A 21,516-nucleotide genomic window follows, 5' to 3' on the forward strand; every position below is an offset into this window, starting at 1 on the left:
TATGTAATGACTTTATTATGTCATTTTTCATTTAATAAAAAAAGCTGAATGTTTCCATAACAGCTTTTCTTAATACTATCTTAAATATTTATCAAACCATTCATAGATGTCTGATAATCGTTTGATTCGAAGGTTGGGTAAACCGTTTCTTGAGAATCCGTGAAATGATTGTGGATAACGAATGTAATCCACAGGAGTGCCGGTTTGCTTAATTGCTGTGAATAATGCTTCACTTTGGTTAACTGGACAGCGCATATCGAATTCACCGTGTTGAATTCTAGTAGGTGTCTTAACATTATGCGCGTACTTCAACGGCGAGCAGTCCCAGTAGTATTCCAATCCGCCCTCATCGTATAAATCCTTGCCAAGTTCTTTTCTAATGAAACGAACCCCAATATCGGATGTTCCATATAATGAGTGCCAATCAGATACCGGACGTTGCACAATCGCTGCGTTGAAACGGTCGGTGTGACCGATTGCCCAACTGGACATAAAGCCACCGTATGATCCACCTGCGATGAATGTATTTTGTTCATCTAAATCAGCAAATTGACTTAAGGCAGCGTCTAAACCAGATTGGACGTCTGCGAAGTCTTCTTTACCATATCTACCAATGACGCCAGTTTCAAATTCTTGACCGTAACTGGTAGAACCACGTGGGTTAACGTAGACGACGGCATAACCGCGACTAGCTAGAACTTGGAATTCATGGAAGAAACTTTCACCGTAGTTAGCTTGTGGCCCACCATGGACGTATAGAATCACTGGAAGATGATTAGAAATACCGGTGTATTTCAATACCCATCCCTCAATGGTAGTCTTACTGTCTTTGGATGGTGTTTCAAAAGGTGTTACGTCAGCGTAGTCGTGTTGCGCTGAGAAGTTGGCGTTAGGATCCAACTTCACATCTAATTGTTGGTCAACTAGTTGTACTAATTGACTTGGCGTGGTTGGAGTTGAAAGACTGAAGTAGACCTCACCATCAATGGCTGTTAAATCAACAACATGACAGTGGCCTTCAAATAGTTTTGTGATGTCGTGACCGTTGTATTCAAAGACAACACTGTGGCCGTGAGTCACACCACTAAAGACAAAGTTAGTGTCTGACATCCAAACTAAATGACTACCCTCATTTTGAATGAAGTCCGCGGTAATTGATCCGAACACTTCCCCCTCGAAGTCTGTTGTCACATCAGTTAACTTGTCGTTTTCTTCATCGTAAATATATAACTCGTTAACGGTTGCGTTTGGATACTTCGCGTCGTTTCCGACTACGGCAACCTTTTGACCATCAGGAGAATAACTAGCGTAGCTAAACTCACCCTTGGCAATACTTGCTGTAACTTGTTTTTCGGTATCTTTGGTCAAATCAACATCATAGACTGCTCTAGTTTCGTCTGATTCTGTTTCCAAAGTTGGATTAGTTGGCTTGATTACCAATAAGCGGTTTTGCTTGGCGTTCGCATCTTGCAAACTCAAATCGTACTTAGAACTGTATACAGCGTTTCTTTGGTTCATCTTAATGTTGTAGCGGTAGATGGTGTCGATAGCTTGATCATCGACCCAACCGATGCCGTCATGACGGTTGTCAAAACGATGAACCCTTCTAGTTTCAGGGAACTTGGTGGTTTCAAATTTCGTTGGCACCTTACTGTCTGATGATTGATAGAAAACGGTTTGGCCGTCTTTTCCACTAACTAACTTGGATATCTTGGCATCCTTGGTAAGTTGTTCAGCAATACCACCTGATAGTGGCATTCGCATTAGGTCACCATTATGTAGATAGACTAGGTAATCGCCCACTTGCACAGGGTTTACGTTCTTGCCACCATTGGTCCATTTCTTTACTTCGTTCTTGTTGTTAATGCTGACAATGTCAGCAAAATAGGTATTTTCTTGCTTATCGACACGATTTAAAACCGCAAAAATATTTCCATTGATAGCAGTTAATTGTGTAATGGATTTCAATTCAAATAAGTCATTTGATTCTATTTTTTTATTCATTAACAACGCCTCTTTTCAATTTAAGTCTAGTATTAAGTTTTATCGTCATAAATGCAATAAAAAAGCCCTAACAATGTTAGGACTTAGTTTGTTTTTGATTTTTAAATTGCTCGGTAATGACAAACGATGTAATTGGAATCGTGATGATGACACCGATTAGCGAGAACAAGATGATGATGAATTCGGCATCAAAGACCTTGTCGTTTAAAATGTCACCCAATGAGTAGGATAATCCGTGGAACCAGACAAATAAGGATAACGAGCCACCGAATAGTCCAAAGAATAAGGTATTCAATGTTGTTCCGATAATTTGTTTTCCGACATAGACCCCATCGAAGAACAAACGGTTTGGTTTGATATCCGGATGTTGTTCCTTGATTTCATCCAACCCAGACGCAATCGCCATGGTTGCTTCGGCAATCGCACCCAGCGTACTTAGAATGGCTGTCGAAATGGCGATATCAATGAAACTAATTCCGATAGGTAAAGATAAACCTTCTAGATCATCACTATCTTCTAAGCCAAATCCTTGAACCTGTGCCCAATGTTCTACTGGCACAATCAATAAAACAAGTGCTAAAAGTACCAATACGGAAGCGATAAACGCTAAACGACTAGTCTCATCATTGGTCCCACTCAAGAAGATGGTCAAGGCCAATAGGATCACTCCGGCAATCAAGGTTACGACGATTGGTGGGAAATGAAATGCCATCAAGACAATCGCAAAGAATAAGAAGCCAAAGTTAAGCACCAAACTTAAAAATGATTGAAAACCTTGTTTACCCCCTACCAATACCATCAATACTAATAGGACAAGGCCTAAAACGATAATTGCACTCATTATTTACGCCTCTTTTCTGCAAAAAAACTGGTTAATCCACTGGCAACTGGAACTGCAAGCACAATTCCAATCCCACTGATTAGACTTTGCACCATCCCCAATGACATGTTCATTGAAAATGAGTATCCCCAACTGTTTCCGTTTTTTAAGAATAGAAGTGTCATCGACAAAGTTTCTCCCATAAAAATGAAGAATAAGACGTTAATTAATGGACCCATGATTGATTTACCAATGTTTCGACCTGACAAGAAAAGTTGTTTTCTTGAAACCTCAGGTCGTTCCATTTTCAACGCGAATAATGAGGAAATGATATCGGTCGATTCATCCATAACTGCACCTAATGATCCGATGATGGTTTCAGCTAAAAACAATGGTCGTGGAGGCTGAGTAACATATTGCATCGATTCATAAAAAATTCCTTTTTCATGTGTAAATTTAAAAACGATTAAGCTAATAATAATCGAAAGAAAAGTACATGCCACAGTCGAAGCAAGTGTCACAAACATTTGACGATTCCAACCAATTACTAACCAAAGCGTAATCGCGGAAAAAAGTACTGCCAGAATCGAAAAAATCCATAAAACGTTAGATCCGTTATTAAATCCGTCAAAGTATAATGCCACCATGAACAAGATTGTATTAATAATAATACTTCCAATGGCCGTGATTCCAGCCATTTTGAGGAAGATAAACATCAAGGCAATTGCTAAATAGATTAAAAAGACCACGGGTGTGTCTCTCTTGGCATCTCTAATCGTGCTTTCACCTTGTCCGTGTAAGACCACAAAGGCTTTTTGGCCGACTTTATACTTCTTATCCATCGCCTTTGAGTCTGTATATGTATTGTTTAAAGTAATGTGTTCACCCTTATGCTTTCCATTGGTGATTACTCCACTAAGTTTTTGTACATAACTGTGATCAACATTTTGAAAAGTATCAATCTCCTTATTCTTACTAAGTTCTTCTACTTTTTGAATCTGCATAATTGGTTGAGTATATAGAAAGTCATCATGACTAACAAAAAACATTAAAGCCACTCCAATTAATGCAAAAATCCCCACCATTTTGATGGGGAATTTTTTCAATAAATTACCCAAAATAATTCCTTCTTAATTATCAAATTTTGAACCTAAAATTTCCATTTTTAGTCATTTTAACACACTTTAATTAAATAAATCTTAAATGGCTCCATCATGCAAGCTTATGCCGTTTAAGACCGGCAAATCGGCATTTTGCGCATGTATCTTATTTGACACATAACATTTTTCTTTGTAATAATAGTACCTATGCTTTAAATAAACTACAATTTCAAGGAGGAAGATCATGACCAAAAAAGTTGAAGTTAAACATCTAACCAAGATTTTCGGTCGTCATGTTGGTCGTGCTAAAGAAATGATCAACGAAGGAAAATCCAAAGATGAAATTTTAGCTAAAACTAACAGCGTTGTTGGTGTTCACGATGCCAACTTCGACGTTAACGAAAATGAAATCTTTGTTATCATGGGACTTTCCGGAAGTGGTAAGTCTACTTTAATTAGAATGTTAAACCGTTTATATGAACCAACTGATGGTGAAATTCTACTAGACGGAGAAAGCATTACTAAATTCGATAAGAAAGAATTACGTGATTTTAGACGTAAGAAAATGAGTATGGTATTCCAAAACTTTGCTCTATTCCCTAACAGAACCATTATCGAAAACACCGCTTACGGTTTGGAAATCCAAGGAGTCGATAAAGAAACTAGACATCAAAAAGCACATGAATGTCTAGAACTAGTTGGCTTACACGGATACGATGATAGATACCCTAACGAATTATCTGGTGGACAACAACAACGTGTTGGATTAGCTCGTGGTTTAGCTAATGACCCAGAAATTCTATTGATGGATGAAGCATTCTCAGCATTAGATCCACTTAACAGAAAAGAAATGCAAGACGAATTGCTAGATTTACAATCACACCTAAAGAAGACTATCATCTTCATCTCACATGACTTAAACGAATCACTACGTATTGGTGACCGTATTATGATTATGCGTGATGGTGAAATTGTTCAAATCGGTTCACCAGAAGACATCTTACAACACCCTAAGAATGATTATGTTGAAAAATTCATCGAAGGTGTGGACAGAACTAAGATTCTTACTGCTAGCCGCGTTATGATTAGACCAGATGTTATCAACATCGAAAAAGACGGTCCAAGAACCGCGCTAAGATTAATGAAGGACAACCACAACTCAAGTGTTTACGTTGTTGATTCAGAACACCACTTCAAGGGATTAATTGATGCTAAGGATGTTATCAAGCAAATCGAAGATGACAAGCGTGACTTAGAATCAATCCTTAGAACCGACGTTCCAACAACTACACCTGATACACCTATCAAGTCACTATTAAACGACATTTCCAAAACTTCAGTACCATTCGCGGTATTGGATGACAATGATCGACTACTAGGAATTATCATTAGAAGTTCCGTATTAGGCGCAATTTCTGGAAACGAGGTGCAAAATAATGGCTAATTTATTTTCTTTAACTATGCAACCAATTCCATTTGCGGATTGGATTAACAGTTTCGTTAACTGGTTAACTCAATTCGTTGGTTTCTTCAACGGTATCACTGATTTCATCGGTGCAATCGTTAACTCATTCCAATGGGTATTTGATTTACTACCCGTTTGGCTATTCATCATCTTAGTTCTAGGTATTACTTACTGGGCATTACATGACAGCAAGCACTGGGGACTAATGGTCTTTGAACTTATTGGTCTTGTATTAATTTACAACCAAGGTTACTGGAGAGATATGACTCAAACATTAACACTAGTTCTTACTTCTAGTTTAATTATCGTTGTTATCGGTATTCCTTTGGGTATCTGGATGGCAAAGAGTCACACTGTTAAGGTAATCGTTAAACCAATTCTAGATTTCATGCAAACAATGCCTGCATTCGTTTACCTAATTCCTGCCGTTGCTTTATTCGGTATCGGAATGGTTCCCGGGGTTATTGCTTCTGTTATCTTCTCACTACCTCCAGTAGTTAGAATGACTAACCTAGGAATTGAACAAGTTCCAACTGATTTAATTGAAGCTGCCGATTCATTCGGTTCAACTGGTTGGCAAAAGCTAATCAAGGTTGAATTACCAATTGCTAAGAACACATTAATGTCTGGTGTTAACCAAGGTATGATGCTTGCTCTATCAATGGTAGTTATCGCTTCAATGATTGGTGCCGTTGGTCTTGGTTCAGAAGTTTACTTCGCCGTAGGTAGAAACAACGCTGGTTCTGGTTTCACTGCTGGTTTTGCAATCGTAATCCTAGCAATCATCCTAGACCGTGTTACTCAAGCTTTTAACAAGAACAAAAAACACTAATTAGGAGGATTTAAATGAGAAAGAAAACTAGATATGTTTTAGCAACATTAACCATGTTTCTTATGGCAACAGTTCTAACTGCTTGTAGTAGTTTAACTTCTCCATACAATCCTCATAAGAAGTTAGGTCCTCAAATCAATTACACCATCACTGGTATTGATGCCGGGGCTGGTATTATGGCTTCTACACAAAATGCGTTAAAGGAATATCCTTTAGCACAAAACAAGTGGCAACTACAAACTAGTTCAACTGCTGCAATGACTTCTACATTAGCTAAAGCAATTAAGTACAAACAACCAATCGTAGTTACCGGATGGCAACCACATTGGATGTTCAAGAAGTTCCCTCTTAAGTTCCTAAAGGATCCTAAGAATGTTTATGGTTCTTCAGAACAAATCCACACAATTGCTAGAAAGGGTCTCGCCAAGGATAATCCTGGTGCTTACAAGATTCTAAAGCAATTCCACTGGACTCCATCTCAAATGTCAGACGTAATGCTACAAACTAATGCTGGTGTTGACCCTAAGGTCGCTGCTGACAACTTTATCAAGAAGAACCCTAAATTATATCAAGAATGGACTAAGGGTGCTGCTAAAGGTAATGGTAAAGCAGTTAAGTTAACTTACGTTGCTTGGGATTCAGAAATCGCATCAACTAATGTGATGGCTGAAGTTCTAAACAAGATGGGTTACAAGACAACTATCCAAGCACTAGAAATGCAACCAATGTGGGCATCAATCGCAACTAACGCTGCCGATGCTTCACTATCAGCTTGGTTACCTAACACTGCCGGTTTATACTTGAAACAATACAAGGATAAAATCGACGATGTTGGTCCAAACTTGAATGGTGCTAAAGTTGGTTTGGCTGTTCCTAAGTACATGAAGAACATCAATTCAATCGAAGATTTAATCAACAAATAATAATAAAGAAAAGCTATTCTATTAACTTTAGAATAGCTTTTTTATATACTAAGGATATAGCAAAAAAATAAACGTAAATGAGGTGTCAAAATGAGTAATGACAAGATTAACGAATCACTAATCAAAGACGACTTCTATAAATCCGTTAACGGTGAATGGGTTAAGAATGCAACCATTCCATCAGATCACTCTTCAACCGGTGGTTTCATGGACCTAGTCGATAATATCGATAAAACTTTAATGAATGACTTTGACGCCCTACTTGATGGATCAATGCAACCATCAAATGACGATATGCAAGAATTCAAGAAGTTATACGATTTAGCAATGGACTTTGATAAGCGTGAACAAGATGGTGCCAAACCACTTAAAGCCACCCTTCAAAGAATCGAAGACGTTAAATCATTCGAAGATTTAAACCAGCAACTAGCTGATTGGACTCTATCTGGTTTACCCCTACCTTTTGGTTTCGGCATTGAAGCAGACATGAAGAACGCCAAGTACAACGCATTATATGCAAGTGGTGCTTCAACCTTCCTACCGGATAAGACTTACTATGACAAACAAAACCCGGCTGGTGCCAAACTAATGCCTATTTTCCGTGACATGATGAAAAAACTATTAACCATGGTTGGCTACGACGAACAACAAGCAAAAAACATCGTCGATGCCGCTGAAGACTTTGATAGAACAATTGCACCACACATCAAATCAGCAGAAGAAAATGCCGATTTCACCAAGATGTACAACCCAATGAGCTACAGTGACCTAGCTAGCCAAATCGACAAGTTCGATATGGATAACTACGTAACTGGTCTAATAGGCCAAGTCCCTGATCAAGTCATCGTGACTGAACCAGACTACTTCAAGGCCTTCAATGAAATCGTCAATGACGATACCTTCGCCAAGATGAAGAACTGGATGATTGTGAAGGTTGTTAAGGGTTCTGCTGGTCTACTATCAGAAAAATTCCGTCAAATCGGTGGTACCTTCTCACGTACCCTTTCAGGTAAGAAGGAAGCTACTAAACCTAAGAAAGCTGCTTACTACCTAGCATCCGGTTTATTCGACCAAGTCGTTGGTGACTACTACGGTCGTAAGTACTTCGGTGAAAAAGCCAAACAAGATGTCCACGACATGGTCGTTAAGATGATTAACGTTTACGAAAAGCGTCTATCACAAAATGACTGGTTGAGTGAAGACACCAAGAAGATGGCTATCACAAAGCTAAACGCCCTAGCTATTCACGTTGGTTACCCTGACGCAATCAACCCACTTTACCACCAATTCAAGGTAGTTGGTAGGGAAGATGGCGGTGATTTATACAACAACGTTGAAAACATCGACAAGATTATCACTAAGGATAAGTTCAGTAAGTGGAACCAACCAGTAGACAAGAGCATCTGGGACATGAGCGCTAACACTGTTAACGCCTACTACTCACCTCTTGAAAACGTGATTGTTTTCCCTGCTGCTATTTTACAAGCACCATTCTACAGCCTAGAACAATCATCAAGTCAAAACTTCGGTGGTATCGGTGCCGTTATCGCCCATGAAATCTCTCATGCGTTTGATAACAACGGTTGTCAATTCGACCAATACGGTAACCTAAACAACTGGTGGACCGAAGATGATCACAAGCACTTCGATGCCTTAGCCGAAAACATGATTAAGGAATTCGATGGCTTAGATTTCGCCGGTCAAAAGGTTAACGGTAAGTTGACCGTTTCAGAAAACATCGCCGATGCCGGTGGGTTAAGCTGTGCCCTAGAAGCTGCCAAGGGCGAATCAGACGTGAACCTACGTGACTTCTTCATCAACTGGGCAACTATCTGGCGTACAAAATCAACTGAACAATACAAACAATTACTACTATCAATCGATGTGCACGCTCCAACTGAACTAAGAGCACAAGTTCAAGTGAAGAACCTAGAAGACTTCTACAAGACCTTCGACGTTAAACCCGGTGATGGAATGTACTTGGATGAAGATAAACGAGTAAATATTTGGTAATAAAAAAAGACCTGACAAACGTCAGGCCTTTTTATTTTTGTTTTATTTCTTAGTGTTCTTAAGCATTAATGCCATTGCTAAACCGAATAGTTCGATTACAAAGAAAGTTATAAATACAACATGGAAACCACCCATTTGGGCAATTGCATGGCTCATTCCCTTAGCAATGTTGTTGTTCATCACGTTAGATAAAATCAAGGTAGCAACCAAGACACCAGTTGATCCAAGAATTTGTCTAAATGTTGAGATAACCGCAGTACCATCTGAAATTAAATCCTTTGGTAATGAGTTAGCACCCATTGTAACGGCTGGCATCATCACAAAGGCGTTTCCACCTTCAATGATTGCAGCAATTACCATCATTGGAACTAGACCCAATGTGGCACCAGTGATGCTCAATACTAACCATCCAGCTAGAATCATGAACATCCCTGTTAACATGGTTGATTTGAAACCAATCTTATCTGCTAACTTACCAGTTAATGGGTTTAATAAACTCAATACAATGGCACCAGGAGCTAATGCTAAACCAGAAACGGTCTTGCTTACTCCCAATACGTCTTGGTAGTAAAGAGGGAAAATGATTGTCACAACAATCAAGGCAATGTATGAAGCACCAGTTAAACCAACTGATAGGTCGTAGTTAAAGTCCTTCAATACTCTCAATTGTAGTAGTGGTTGATCCATCTTGAATTGACGAATTGCAAACATCGCAACCATTAAGATACTTACAACTAAGATGATAACGGCTTCTGTTAAATCAATATTGGTCTTACCAATCATGTTAACCACGTATAGAATACCAATCAACCCGACTGATAGGATGACTGATGGGAAGTCTAGGTGACTTTCCTTTTGTGGCATTACGTTCTTAATGGCGAATAGTGAAATTACAAATAGAACTGAAATGATAACGGCAAAGACGATGAATAATCCACGCCAAGCTGAGAAGTGTAGAACAATTGCCGAAAGAATTGGACCACAAGCAAGTGCTGAACCCATGATTAGACCAGCAAATCCCATGGTAGTCCCCCTTTTTTCTTCCGGTGTAATGTATAACAACACTGATTGGTATGATGGGAATAAAATACCAACAGCGATTGCTTCCATTGCACGACCTAACATCATTACTGGAAAGTTAGGTGCAATTACCACAATTAAAGTTCCAATATCAAAAATTGCTAAAATTAATAAGAATAATTGTTTAAACTTAACATTGTTAAGTAACCATGGACTAACTGGCATCATGACACACATGATTAGCATGAATCCAGTAGTTAACCATTGAACCGTCGAAGCATCAATTCCAAATGAGCTCATTAACGTAGGATAAGCAGTTGAAATTGATGATTGGCTCATTGACATTGTAAAACTACCTAAAAGTAAGACAATGACGAACAAAAAACGATTGTAGGGCTTACCACTTAAATCGTAATTCTTCAAAACCTTCATCTCCTAATTTAGAATGATTATAAATTAATACTTTTTCTATTTTATCGATTTAGGTTTCATAAGTAAACTATTTTGCTTTACTTAATTTTCATCGAACAAGAACCTAGCAATGATGTGATCAACAAAAATGTTATGGTGCAAACGACTATGTTGACCATTTACCCCATTGACCGGAATCTCTTCATAGTTCTTAACACGTTTTCCAATCAAATACTTCAATGACTTAGCTGAAGAAACTGAAACAACTCCATCTGAATCTTGTTTTGAATTATCATTTCCATAAATATTCAATACGGAAACATCCTTAGGAAAGTTCTTACAGTCATTTAATAGTGTTTGATATGATGGGAACCACTTATTTGATTCTGAGTAAATCATTGGTTTACCTTGTGAATCAACATAATTATCTGTCCCCATACTACTTAGTTTGATAACACCATCATATGGTCCGGCAATTGAAATAAACTTCTGTAGTTTTGGCATATCTTCATCTTTATCGTACTTAGCAGCTGTATCTAAGATGGTAACGGCTCCAGCAGAGTGCCCAACGGCATTGTAGTACTTAAATCCATAGTGATCTCTTAGTCTCAATAGGATTTCGTGTAGCCAGCTAACTTGTTTATCAACTGGTGTGAACTTCTTTTGGAAAATAACTTGAATAATTGGCTTTCTGGTATTTAATTGAAGTTTTCCTTTGTAATCAATTTTTCCTTCCTTATCCACTAGAATGACTAATGAACGGTTACCTCCATCACGTGATGCAATTGTTGCCAAGTGATTGGTAGATCTTCTAGATCCACCCAATCCGTGGACATACAATGTTGGTGTATTTTGACCACCTCTAGATGATCGAGACATTAATAGGTTGTCACTTCTAATCGCAAAGAAGACTGCGAAAAACGCAACAATCAATGTCACAATAATCAAAATAATATTGGTCTTAGCTGTTTTACTCAAGATGATTCCCCTCTCTTTTCTTCTACTCTCTATCATACTAGAAAATCACGAAATTTACATCCATAATTATGTGCATTAATTAGCCAAATCTAGTAATTTGTAGTAGATTATAGGTACAGACTAAATATGAACGAATAAAGGAGAATTTATTTTGATTACACTTAAATCACCACGCGAAATCGAAATGATGGCCAAATCGGGTGAAGTCTTAGCTGGCGTTCACCTTGGCTTACGTGACATGATCAAACCAGGTCTAGACACTTGGGAAATCGAAGAATTTGCAGACAAATACATTAAAGAACATGGTGCCAAAGCATCAGAAAAAGGATTTGAAGGCTACAAGTTTGCTACTTGTGTTTCAGTTAACGACGAAGTAGCTCACGGAATTCCACGTAAGGGTCTAAAGCTTAAAGATGGTGACATTGTTAAGGTTGATATGACCGTTAATAAGGATGGTTTTGAAAGTGATTCTTGCTGGACTTATGCAGTTGGAAATATTTCAGAAGAAGACCAAAAGCTAATGGATGTATGTAAGGAAGCTTTATACCGCGGAATCGACCAAGCCGTCGTTGGTAACCGTTTAGGTGACATTGGTTTTGCTTGCCAAGACTTCATCGAAAACCAAAACCACATGGGTGACGTTCGTGAACTAATCGGTCATGGAATTCAACCTACTATGCACGAACAACCAAACGTTCCTGCATACGGTGAACCTGGTAAGGGCCTACGTCTAAAGGAAGGTATGACCATTACCATTGAACCAATGGTTAACTTAGGAACCTGGGAAATCACTGACAGATACGATGCTAAGGACGACTGGACTTACTACGTATCATCAGATGGTACTAACTCGGCTCAATACGAACACACCATTGCCATTACTAAAGATGGTCCAAAGATTTTAACCTCACAAGGCGATGAAATAGACGAAAAATACAAACTATAATAAATAAAAAAGCCTCGTAAGATAATTCTTACGGGGCCTTTTTATTTGGTTGATTTAGTCCAAACAGTTAACGCAGTGTTCAGGCTTTTCACCGTTTAACACGTGGTTTACTTCACTACTTGCCATGTTAGAAATCTTAGTAAATGATTCTACTGAGAATCCTGAATTATGTGGTGTCATGAAGACGTTTGGTAACTTTCTTAGTTCACTGTCCATTGGAAGTGGTTCTTTTTCGAACACGTCTAGACCTGCTCCGGCAATTTCACCAGACTTCAAGGCTTCGATCATGTCTTGTTCATTAATCACTGCACCTCTAGCGAAGTTAACGATAAATGCTGAATTCTTCATCATCTTGAATGTTTCCTTATTAACAGAACCAATAGTTCCCTTCACTGCTGGTAGATGTAGTGAGACGAAATCAGAACGTTTGAATAATTCATCCCATTCAACGAATTCACCATATTCTGAAGTCTTAGGACTTCTGTTCCAGATTAGTGTATTAACTCCGAAACCTGAAAGCATCTTGGCAGCTTGTTGACCAATGTTTCCATAACCAACAATTCCAATTGTTTTACCCTTAATATCATGTGATGGATGATGGAATGCGTATGAATCATCACCTTCATGCATTTTTTGAGAAACTGTGTATAGATTCTTAGATAAAATTAAGATATCTGTAACGGCACATTCAGCAACTGCTACTTCATTTCCACCTGGTGTATTGGTAACGTAAATTCCTCGTTCTTTACAGTGGTTTAAATCAACATTATCGTATCCCACACCAAAACGCGCAATCACCTTTAGATTGGGCATTTGGTCGATAGTTTCATTGCTCAATGGAGTCGCATTAAGCACCATGCCATCTGCATCTTTATGTTGAAGTAGTGTTTCTGCATATTGATCTTCTAATTCCACTACTTCAAAACCATAATCCCTAAGTGGTTCACCTAAATAATGAGCGAATTCTTTAGGAATAATTACTTTTTTATCCATTTTCTCTTCAACTCCTAATTTTTTATAACATATAAATACTATCACAAAAAAACCACTACATGGACTTTTATATCCATATAGTGGCTTTCAATTATTCTAATGTTTATTAATTGTATTTTTTGGCCATAAGATTAATTTACCTTTAATGGCATTTTTTCGTTCAACAGTAACTGGTTTCTTCCCACGACGTGGTGTCCATCTAGGGTTTCTAATTACCGTAGGATCATTTTTAATCATCTTGAAGACTGACATAATGATTAAGATGCAAACGAACATCAATGGGAAACCTGCTAGGGTACAGAACGTTTGAACTGTCTCAAATCCCCCAACGACAACTAAACTGAATGAGAATAGGATAAATACAACTACCCAAGTCATTCTGTTAACACGGCTAGGTTCTTTACCAGGACCAAGTGGCAAACTGGTAAATGAAGAAAGCACGAATGCTGACGACGAAATTGTCGTTGCTAAGAAGATGAAACAGGAAATAAAGTAAAATGCAAACATGACATATTTCATTGGTAAAGTTCCAAGAACAGCTGAAATAACAGCGGCCTGACCTTGCGTATTTAAAATATGTGTTAAATTCAATGTACCTGTCTTTTGTAGCCATAGTGAGTAACCACCAAAGACAGCATAAAAACTCATGCATCCCAATGCACCATAGGTCAGCATCCCCATGACGATTTGTCTGATTGTGCGCCCCTTGGAAATCTTAGCAATGAATAGTCCCATAAATGGCATGTATGAAAGCCACCAGCCCCAATAGAAAATGGTTTCTTGTTGAGCAATTCCAGGACGACCGTTTGGCACGGTATTCATACTCATTGGAATGAATTTTTGAATCAATAATCCGACACTGTTTGTTTCTGAATTTAGAATGTATACAGTTGGACCAACTAGCAAGACAATTGCTAGAAAAATAATGGCGGTCCAGATGTGGGCATTACTTAATTTATCAATTCCACCATTTAGTCCCTTAAAGACGGTGAGTGCAAAGATAATGAATAATACCAAGAATAATCCTAGTTTCATATTTAGGTTGTCAGGAATTCCGGTTAAAGAACTTAGGACTTTAGAAATGATTGGGATTTCCAAACCTACGGAGGCTCCTACCCCTCCCATGATTCCAAATACTACTAATAGGTTGACGATTTTTCTGGCAATGTTTTGCCAGAGTTTTTCACCATCTAAAATGGTAATCGCATCACTTAGAGATTGTATTTTGCGTTTCTTGTTATACATCATATAACCAATAGCAATCGTGGGTGCCGCAAACATCAACCAAGCCATTGGACCCCAATCATATTGACCATACATGTGAGCTAAGTTGTAAGCAGTCACTGAGTATGGTTTTACAGATCCTTCTGGATGTTGAACATATCTCAATGGGTCAACCATACTAAGCATTAAGATACTTGCATCGATGGCGGTCGCAAAGACCATTGAACCCCACTGGAAGTTCTTGTACACCGGCTTATCCGTAGGTTCCCCCAAACGAATATTGCCATACTTTGATAACATCAAATATACAAAAAACAAGAAATTGATGATGTAAATCCACATGTACCCCCAACCCATATTGCTGGTTACCCAGTTCAATACGCTGTTTAGAAGTCCTTGCAGTGAAGAACCACCAATTATCAAAAATACTGAAACCCCTAAAAATAATACGACAGTAGGAATAAAGACGAGCTTGTCGATATTTTTACTTTTAAAAATAATAATCCTCCTCTGAGATTAAACACAAAAAGCTGCACAAATAAGTGATTCGTATATAACGAATGACCATCTGCACAGCTTTTCTAAGGTTATACAAATTAAATTCGAATTATTTTTGCATTTCAATTATATTATACACAAATAACAATTTATGTAAAATGTGGCCGCACGGGCGTTTGAAAAGCATATTTTAATTCCTATTTGACCGTTTTAATAACACGAGCTGGATTACCTACAATGACCACATTGTCGCCAAATGATTTGGTAACAACTGATCCAGCACCAACGACAACATTTTCACCCAATGTAACACCGGGCAATACAGTCACATGTCCTCCTAGCCAGCAATTATCACCGATGGTAATTGATTTTCCCATTTCCACATCGGCCTTTCTTTGGTCTGGATCAAGTGGATGTACCGGTGTATACAATCCAACGTCTGGACCAAAGTAACAATGATCTCCAATTGTGATTGGGCATGTGTCCAACAATGTTAAGTGGTAGTTAGCATAAAAGTCGTCTCCGACATGGATGTTGTATCCATAGTCGAATTGAACTCCTGTTTCAATCCATAGATTCTTACCACTATTGCCAAGTAACTTGGCTAGTCGTTGGTTTTGTTCTTTATTATTTGATAGTGAATTAATGGCGCTTAACTCTTTTCTAACAACACTACGTCTTTGTTGCAACTCTTCGTCGTATTGTTGATAGGGTTCTCCTGCCGTCATTTTTTCACGTTCTGTTTTCATATTTTTGCCAGCTTTCATAACTTATTCAATGATTATTGTATCATATGAAATTATTTATCAAAAAAACCTAAATCACGAAGGCTCTTCTCGATGTCAGATACAGATTTATCCTTGTCGATGTATTCCTTGGCCTTTTCGGGTTGTTTTGGCTTGGGCTTTGGTTCTGCCACCTTTTGCTTAGGTTTTAGTTGTTCTGCTAAGTCAGGATTAATTTTTCTAATCTCATCGTCTAACAACTGTTGAACAGTAGTAATTGCTTTATCATTATTATCAAAATTAGAATTCACAAATTTGATGGTTTTAAACTCTTCTAAGACCTCGGCCAATTGTTTGATCTCTTCAACATTGGTAATGACTTCACCGTTAAAACTTTGCCAATCATGAGTCTTGGCGTACGCTAGCTTGCCATCGTTTATGGTTTGTGAAATGTACAAGGAAGGTGTAATCACCTCGACTCGTTTTGAGTTTAAATCCATTTCCACTAACTTTTTTAAGCCATTGATAACTGATAACAATTGCATCTTGGAATTATTGATGCCCTTCATTCCACCGCTATTGGATGTTATTTCGTCATCAAAGTCGATGCAATAAGCCCAGACAGATGGACCGTTTGAATCGACGTATTGATTCAAACCAGAGACATTAATATGCTTACCATGTGCAAATAATTTAACTACTTTCTGCGGTTCTTCTGTTTTGTTTTTTTCGTCTTCAAATGTCGAGTGAACAATTGTATTCTTTGGTTGATTTAATTTCATACCATCCATTGTATCGTTCAAAAGTTTATCAACAAAATTGTTTCCAGAGTTATCAGCATGCCCCTTAGTCCATTTAAAATTTAAGTGCTTAAATTGTCCTAGTAGTGCGGATAGTTGCATGAATTCATTTTTGTTTTTGATAATTGTTCCATCGCTTTTCTTCCATCCACGACGACGCCATGAGTTTAGCCATCCCTTAGTAATTGAATCTAAGACGTACTTGGAGTCCAATATAGCGTTAATAGACTCGTTTTGCCATCCCTGGTCTATGATATACTGCAAGGCGTTAACTAGCCCTAAGACTTCCATTTTATTGTTTGTAGCACCGAATTCACCATCAGAAGCATAATGTTTCTTACCGTCTTTGATAATTAGATATGCCCAGGCGGCCTTGTCATCATCCTTAACGTGTTGCCCAAGCTTGTTTCCGTGGTTTCTAGAACCACCGTCACTATATAGTGTAATTAATCCACTCTTGGTTATCTTAGGCGCTATATTTTTGGCAGGTTGACTTAATCCCATGTAGGCATTAGCTTCTGATTTGGTCTTAAAACTTTTATATTCGGCGCCGGGAAAACCGTTAACCTGGTTCTTACATTCGTCCCAAGTGCTATAGATACCTGGCTTTTTTCCTTTTCTTACTGCATAAAATTTACTAGCCATCTTTTTCTCCTTTTATGTACAAAAAAAGACCCAGAAAATCTGAGTCCAAAAGATTATTTAGCAGGCTTTGACTTCAAGAATTTTTGTAAGTCAGCAACTTCTCTTTGTTTCTTGTTACGCTTGTTGTTGTTGATTGGACGACGTCCTTGAACACCATTTGGATGACAAATTCTCACTAGAGACACCCCTTCCTGTTAACTATAAATTAATTAGTACCATTATAATATAAAGACGGTACCTAACGCAAATTAGAATTATTCACTCATTATTATATCGATATTGTTTACAATTTACAAGTTTGTGTTAGAATAACTTCAATTTAATAATAAGAGGTGGCAATTTTATGACAAATGATTTTCCCCAAGTTTTAACCATTGCGGGTTCAGATAGTGATGGAAGTGCAGGAATGCAAGCCGATTTACATACTTTCTTTATGCACCATACTTACGGAGCTTCCGTAATTACAGCGTGTGTTGCAGGTAACTCATTTGGTATTCATGACAGTGTCTCTATGCCAGTTTCATTCATCAACCAAGAATTCAAAGACTTAGCTGATGATTTTAAGATTTTAGCATCAAAAACAGGAATGTTAGCTGATGCCGAACTTATTCGTACCGTAGTTGAAAACTACAAAAAATACGATTTTGGACCATTAGTCGTAGATCCTGTAATCATGACTAAACATGGTGCTATGTTACTTGAACAAGCCGCATACGACACTTTAAAGGAAGAATTAATTCCTTTAGCTACAGTCTTGACACCTAATTTCTACGAAGCTCAAAAGTTAGCTGATATGGAAATTAACTCAGATGAAGACACCAAGGTTGCCGCCAAAAAGCTTCGTGACTTAGGCGCTAAAAACGTTATTATTAAAGGAAAACACGTCGCTGGTGAAACAGACGTCGTTAAGGATTATGTCCTATTAGAATCCGGAGAGGACTTCTGGATTGAAGGACCTTACTATCATACAGAACATAAGAATGGTACTGGTGATTCTCTATCAGCAGCCATTACATCTGAAATTGCTAAAGGCACTTCCATCGCCGATGCTATCAGAATTGCTGACGAATATGTCGACAAAGCAATCAAGAATGAAATTTCAGTTGCTCACAAATTTGGTCCAATTAACCACTGGGCAAAATAATGAAAAAGACTCGCATAGGCGAGTCTTTTTTTATTACCACTTATCCGGGCTCCACATTCTACCGTCCAATTCGTCTTGGGCCTGTTGGAGTCTTTTTTGCTGCTCTTTGTTAATATCTTTAATGCCATCTAAAAAGGATAATAATTTAAAACTAGTTTCATCTTTTTTTAGTTCTTCGATTTGTTGTTCCAACCATTCGTTTTGACTAGCCATTATTCATCATCCTCCTTCTTGATTAAATCAATTTCCCACTTTAATTCGTCCAATTGATCGTAGTTGGATTGAAGATAATCAATTAAGATATCCATCCTGGATTGCTTATCCTCGTCCAAGGATTCCTTTAAAGCGGTTAGTTGGTAGATGTACCATTTTTGTAAACTGGTAAAGCTATCGAAGTTATCGTTGGTTAAATAACTACGGTAATCAATTAAAAGCTTTTGTTTTTGCGCATCGGTCATGTACGCAAACTGTGAAATCACAAAAGGTTTCAAAAATTTCATTTGACCACGTTGAGCGATTGCTTGATATGGTTTCAATAATTCAGAGATACTAAATCCTTCCCTACCGCCAACTTGGTAGTCCTTGATTGGATCACCTAGTGTGGTGATGATGCCCATTTCTTTTCCCTTCAATGCACCCTCTTGTTCGTGAGCAATGAAGTTCTTGGTAAAGACATCATCTTCATATTTCTTCATCAATGCTGGTGCACTGTACCAATACATTGGAAATTGAAATAAAATACGATCGTATTGTGCTAATCTTTGTTGTTCTTGTTCTTTATCAAAAATAAAATTAGTTTGAACTTTATCTAAAACGACCCAATCCACATTTTCAATATCAGACTGACACTGTTTTAAGAATGCTTCGGTCATTGAATTATCATATTCAGGATGTGATACTAACACCAAAGTTTTCATATTCGTTCCCTCGTTTCTTTAATAACACTATTTTAAATGATTTAGACCTAAATTTACACTATAACGAATTTACGCACATTAATCATTAAAGAAATATAATTGTTCGTATATTTTGAAATTGTTTTTTTAAGTTTTTTTCGTCATTTTTTAAGATTCGAACAAATTATATTCCCAAAAAACTCTTTCATATCAATGGTTTGGACATGATTTCTATTATTAAAAATAAATAAAATTATTATTCTGATATTAGTTGACATCACCCCATATTTCGGGTATATTATTACCAATGTGTTACATAGTTTCGATTGTTAAGGTTACTTGTTTTATAGTTTTATGAAATGACCCCTTGATTCAGGCTTTTGATACATTAAGATTTTATAACGCACGATATGTGCAAGGAGGTTTCATATTATGAAACAAGGTACTGTTAAATGGTTCAACGCTGATAAAGGTTACGGTTTTATCACTACTGAAGACGGTGACGTATTCGTTCACTTCTCAGCTATCAACAAAGAAGGTTTCAAGACTCTAGAAGAAGGCGAAAAGGTTACATTGGACGTTGAAGACGGCGACCGTGGACCACAAGCTGCTAACGTTACTCCTGCATAAGGATAACCTCTTAGTTAACTTTTAGTTTAAAAAGAGATCAAAAACACCCGAGATTTTCTCGGGTGTTTTTTTATTATCCAAAATAAAAAAGCTCCCTATCTTTATTGATAAGAAGCTAATTAATCTTAAAATGCATGTACTTAGATACGAAGATTACCAATGATTGAATAGGTTCCTTCATTCCATCCTCAGTCCAAGTAATAATAATTTCTGTTAGTCCTCCAGCAATCAATGAAACTAACATCTTGGAAGATTCTTCCCTAGTTTCCAAAACATTTTCATCAATTAAATCGGAAATATAGTATTTTAGTCGTTCTAATAAGATCATGGATAAATCATTTTTCATAATCATTTCCATCATATCTTGATCTTCTTTAACAAGTTCAAAAAAGATGGTGGCGATATCGGTTAGATTATGTGACTGACTTGACGCTAAACGCTGTATAAACGTGGTAAATGAGCTATCAAATCTGTAAATAATGATATCTTTTTTATTATGAAAATTTCGATAATACGTCATTCGTGAAACATCAGCTTGTGCACAGATATCTTTCACATTAATTTCATCAAATGGCGTGGTCTTAAGTAGTTCGAACATTCCATTAACAATTTTATTCTTTGTTGCAAATTTATCTCTCATAAACTTTTGCCTCACTTCAGTATATTTATGAATATATACGAAATTGGGTTTAAATGCAAGTTAAGTCAATTTTCTTTACTTCAAATAAAAACCCGAGTCATAATTTTTAACAAATAAAAATATAAGAATTACAATGTAATTGAGCTTTAAAAATAAGGAGGAAATTTATTATGGCAATGACTGCTGAACAAAAAGTAAACGATAGAGAAAGAGTATTAGACACACCAATGAACAAGGAATTCGATTGGTCAGAAGATACAACCCCTGTTCGTGACGCTTTATGGAATCACTACATGGAAGAAGATGGCAAGGACACCATGGCTACTGAAGCTAAGATGCATCCTTACCTAGACATGTCTAATGATGAAGTAGCAGCAAACGCTGAAAAAACTCTAAAAAAGTAAGCATTTGCTATTAATTTCGACGCTTAACAAAGCTCAACTTACTTATTAATAAGCTCAACTGGTTATGACAACGCCACAAAAAAGACTTGATGCTAATCAAGTCTTTTTTTAGCTTCATTTAATTGTTCATCACTTAGAAATTCATTTGTAAATCTTTGCAACGGTGTAAATTCATGACGATCCTTGAACTTAACCGGTTCATAATCGACAACTGCCACTAACATATTATTTTCTGTCAGAAATAATTGACCGACACACTTGAATTTACCCTTAGTATGCTTCCCTGTCCGCCAATCGTGCAGCTTGAAATCACATTTGTCATCCTTTTTAATTATATATTGGCCCGATTGGTCTTCATCAACTACAACACCAATATATCGATTTACTTCATATTTACCCTTCATA

The 21,516-nt window shown here is 37.4% G+C and carries 21 protein-coding genes and 1 pseudogene; 8 read left to right on the top strand and 14 right to left on the bottom strand.

The window, feature by feature from the left end; all coding sequences use genetic code 11:
• Window positions 1-75 precede the first annotated feature (75 nt).
• The 3 genes from RZ79_RS05670 to RZ79_RS05680 form a co-directional block, all read right to left on the bottom strand.
• Window positions 76-2,004, bottom strand: a complete 1,929-nt coding sequence (locus RZ79_RS05670; protein ID WP_054450508.1) for a S9 family peptidase — start codon at window positions 2,002-2,004, stop codon at window positions 76-78.
• Between the two features lie 76 nt (window positions 2,005-2,080).
• The gene (locus RZ79_RS05675; RefSeq protein ID WP_054450510.1) at window positions 2,081-2,845 is read right to left on the bottom strand and encodes a YibE/F family protein; all 765 of its coding nucleotides are present in this window, start codon (window positions 2,843-2,845) and stop codon (window positions 2,081-2,083) included.
• Entirely contained in the window at window positions 2,845-3,873 is a 1,029-nt protein-coding gene (locus RZ79_RS05680) for a YibE/F family protein (RefSeq protein ID WP_237756544.1), read from the bottom strand. Before RZ79_RS05680 ends, RZ79_RS05675 begins: the two co-directional genes overlap by 1 nt.
• Before the next feature lie 295 nt (window positions 3,874-4,168).
• Between RZ79_RS05680 and RZ79_RS05685 the strand changes: the two genes are divergently transcribed.
• The 4 genes from RZ79_RS05685 (at window position 4,169) to RZ79_RS05700 (ending at window position 9,157) form a co-directional block, all read left to right on the top strand.
• Complete coding sequence (locus RZ79_RS05685) at window positions 4,169-5,368, top strand: quaternary amine ABC transporter ATP-binding protein (RefSeq protein WP_053795783.1); 1,200 nt, start codon at window positions 4,169-4,171, stop codon at window positions 5,366-5,368.
• On the top strand, window positions 5,361-6,221 hold the full coding sequence (locus RZ79_RS05690; protein WP_053795784.1) for an ABC transporter permease: 861 nt from the start codon (window positions 5,361-5,363) through the stop codon (window positions 6,219-6,221). Before RZ79_RS05685 ends, RZ79_RS05690 begins: the two co-directional genes overlap by 8 nt.
• 14 nt (window positions 6,222-6,235) lie before the next feature.
• Window positions 6,236-7,144 (top strand): glycine betaine ABC transporter substrate-binding protein, encoded by a 909-nt coding sequence (locus RZ79_RS05695; RefSeq protein ID WP_053795785.1) that lies wholly within the window; start codon window positions 6,236-6,238, stop codon window positions 7,142-7,144.
• A gap of 90 nt (window positions 7,145-7,234) precedes the next feature.
• Window positions 7,235-9,157: a M13 family metallopeptidase gene (locus RZ79_RS05700; RefSeq protein ID WP_054450513.1), complete on the top strand. Its 1,923-nt coding sequence runs from the start codon at window positions 7,235-7,237 to the stop codon at window positions 9,155-9,157.
• Between the two features lie 42 nt (window positions 9,158-9,199).
• On the opposite strand, the gene RZ79_RS05705 is transcribed toward RZ79_RS05700, so the two are convergent.
• Both RZ79_RS05705 and RZ79_RS05710 read right to left on the bottom strand, forming a co-directional pair.
• On the bottom strand, window positions 9,200-10,600 hold the full coding sequence (locus RZ79_RS05705) for an MFS transporter (RefSeq protein ID WP_420313690.1): 1,401 nt from the start codon (window positions 10,598-10,600) through the stop codon (window positions 9,200-9,202).
• A 90-nt stretch (window positions 10,601-10,690) separates the two neighbouring features.
• Window positions 10,691-11,566 carry an alpha/beta hydrolase gene (locus tag RZ79_RS05710; RefSeq protein WP_054450518.1) on the bottom strand — a complete coding sequence of 292 codons (876 nt, stop codon included), beginning with the start codon at window positions 11,564-11,566 and terminating at the stop codon, window positions 10,691-10,693.
• A 151-nt stretch (window positions 11,567-11,717) separates the two neighbouring features.
• Between RZ79_RS05710 and map the strand changes: the two genes are divergently transcribed.
• Window positions 11,718-12,512, top strand: coding sequence for a type I methionyl aminopeptidase (gene map / locus RZ79_RS05715; RefSeq protein WP_054450520.1), 795 nt, complete (start codon window positions 11,718-11,720; stop codon window positions 12,510-12,512).
• A gap of 54 nt (window positions 12,513-12,566) precedes the next feature.
• Here the strand turns inward: map and RZ79_RS05720 are convergent, their stop codons facing one another.
• The 5 genes and pseudogenes from RZ79_RS05720 to RZ79_RS07325 form a co-directional block, all read right to left on the bottom strand.
• Entirely contained in the window at window positions 12,567-13,505 is a 939-nt protein-coding gene (locus RZ79_RS05720; protein ID WP_054450523.1) for a phosphoglycerate dehydrogenase, read from the bottom strand.
• Between the two features lie 96 nt (window positions 13,506-13,601).
• The gene (locus RZ79_RS05725; RefSeq protein ID WP_054450525.1) at window positions 13,602-15,191 is read right to left on the bottom strand and encodes a BCCT family transporter; all 1,590 of its coding nucleotides are present in this window, start codon (window positions 15,189-15,191) and stop codon (window positions 13,602-13,604) included.
• A 233-nt stretch (window positions 15,192-15,424) separates the two neighbouring features.
• On the bottom strand, window positions 15,425-15,976 hold the full coding sequence (locus tag RZ79_RS05730) for a sugar O-acetyltransferase (RefSeq protein ID WP_054450528.1): 552 nt from the start codon (window positions 15,974-15,976) through the stop codon (window positions 15,425-15,427).
• Window positions 15,977-16,731: 755 nt separating this feature from the next.
• A pseudogene (locus tag RZ79_RS07310) lies at window positions 16,732-17,397 on the bottom strand (ribonuclease H family protein); the annotation flags it as partial.
• A 53-nt stretch (window positions 17,398-17,450) separates the two neighbouring features.
• A complete protein-coding gene (locus RZ79_RS07325; protein ID WP_263501376.1) occupies window positions 17,451-17,573 on the bottom strand; it encodes a hypothetical protein in 123 nt (40 codons plus the stop codon).
• A 167-nt stretch (window positions 17,574-17,740) separates the two neighbouring features.
• Here RZ79_RS07325 and thiD point away from each other — a divergent pair, with 167 nt between their 5' ends.
• The gene (thiD, locus tag RZ79_RS05740; protein WP_054450529.1) at window positions 17,741-18,541 is read left to right on the top strand and encodes a bifunctional hydroxymethylpyrimidine kinase/phosphomethylpyrimidine kinase; all 801 of its coding nucleotides are present in this window, start codon (window positions 17,741-17,743) and stop codon (window positions 18,539-18,541) included.
• 33 nt (window positions 18,542-18,574) lie between these two features.
• Here the strand turns inward: thiD and RZ79_RS05745 are convergent, their stop codons facing one another.
• On the bottom strand, window positions 18,575-18,754 hold the full coding sequence (locus tag RZ79_RS05745; protein WP_053795794.1) for a hypothetical protein: 180 nt from the start codon (window positions 18,752-18,754) through the stop codon (window positions 18,575-18,577).
• Complete coding sequence (locus RZ79_RS05750; RefSeq protein ID WP_054450531.1) at window positions 18,754-19,458, bottom strand: NAD(P)H-dependent oxidoreductase; 705 nt, start codon at window positions 19,456-19,458, stop codon at window positions 18,754-18,756. The genes RZ79_RS05745 and RZ79_RS05750 overlap by 1 nt, the downstream gene beginning before the upstream one ends.
• Before the next feature lie 411 nt (window positions 19,459-19,869).
• Between RZ79_RS05750 and RZ79_RS05755 the strand changes: the two genes are divergently transcribed.
• Window positions 19,870-20,067 carry a cold-shock protein gene (locus RZ79_RS05755; protein ID WP_034530568.1) on the top strand — a complete coding sequence of 66 codons (198 nt, stop codon included), beginning with the start codon at window positions 19,870-19,872 and terminating at the stop codon, window positions 20,065-20,067.
• A gap of 115 nt (window positions 20,068-20,182) precedes the next feature.
• Here RZ79_RS05755 and RZ79_RS05760 read toward each other — a convergent pair whose 3' ends face one another.
• Window positions 20,183-20,707, bottom strand: coding sequence for a TetR/AcrR family transcriptional regulator (locus RZ79_RS05760; protein ID WP_034530570.1), 525 nt, complete (start codon window positions 20,705-20,707; stop codon window positions 20,183-20,185).
• Window positions 20,708-20,877: 170 nt separating this feature from the next.
• On the opposite strand from RZ79_RS05760, the gene RZ79_RS05765 reads away from it, so the two are divergent.
• Window positions 20,878-21,111, top strand: coding sequence for a P8 family protein (locus tag RZ79_RS05765; protein WP_420313691.1), 234 nt, complete (start codon window positions 20,878-20,880; stop codon window positions 21,109-21,111).
• Window positions 21,112-21,203: 92 nt separating this feature from the next.
• Here the strand turns inward: RZ79_RS05765 and RZ79_RS05770 are convergent, their stop codons facing one another.
• Window positions 21,204-21,515 (bottom strand): DUF7671 family protein, encoded by a 312-nt coding sequence (locus RZ79_RS05770; protein ID WP_054450533.1) that lies wholly within the window; start codon window positions 21,513-21,515, stop codon window positions 21,204-21,206.
• Window position 21,516 lies beyond the last annotated feature (1 nt).

The organism is Apilactobacillus kunkeei DSM 12361 = ATCC 700308 (genome assembly GCF_001281265.1).
Classification (GTDB): Bacteria; Bacillota; Bacilli; order Lactobacillales; family Lactobacillaceae; genus Apilactobacillus; species Apilactobacillus kunkeei.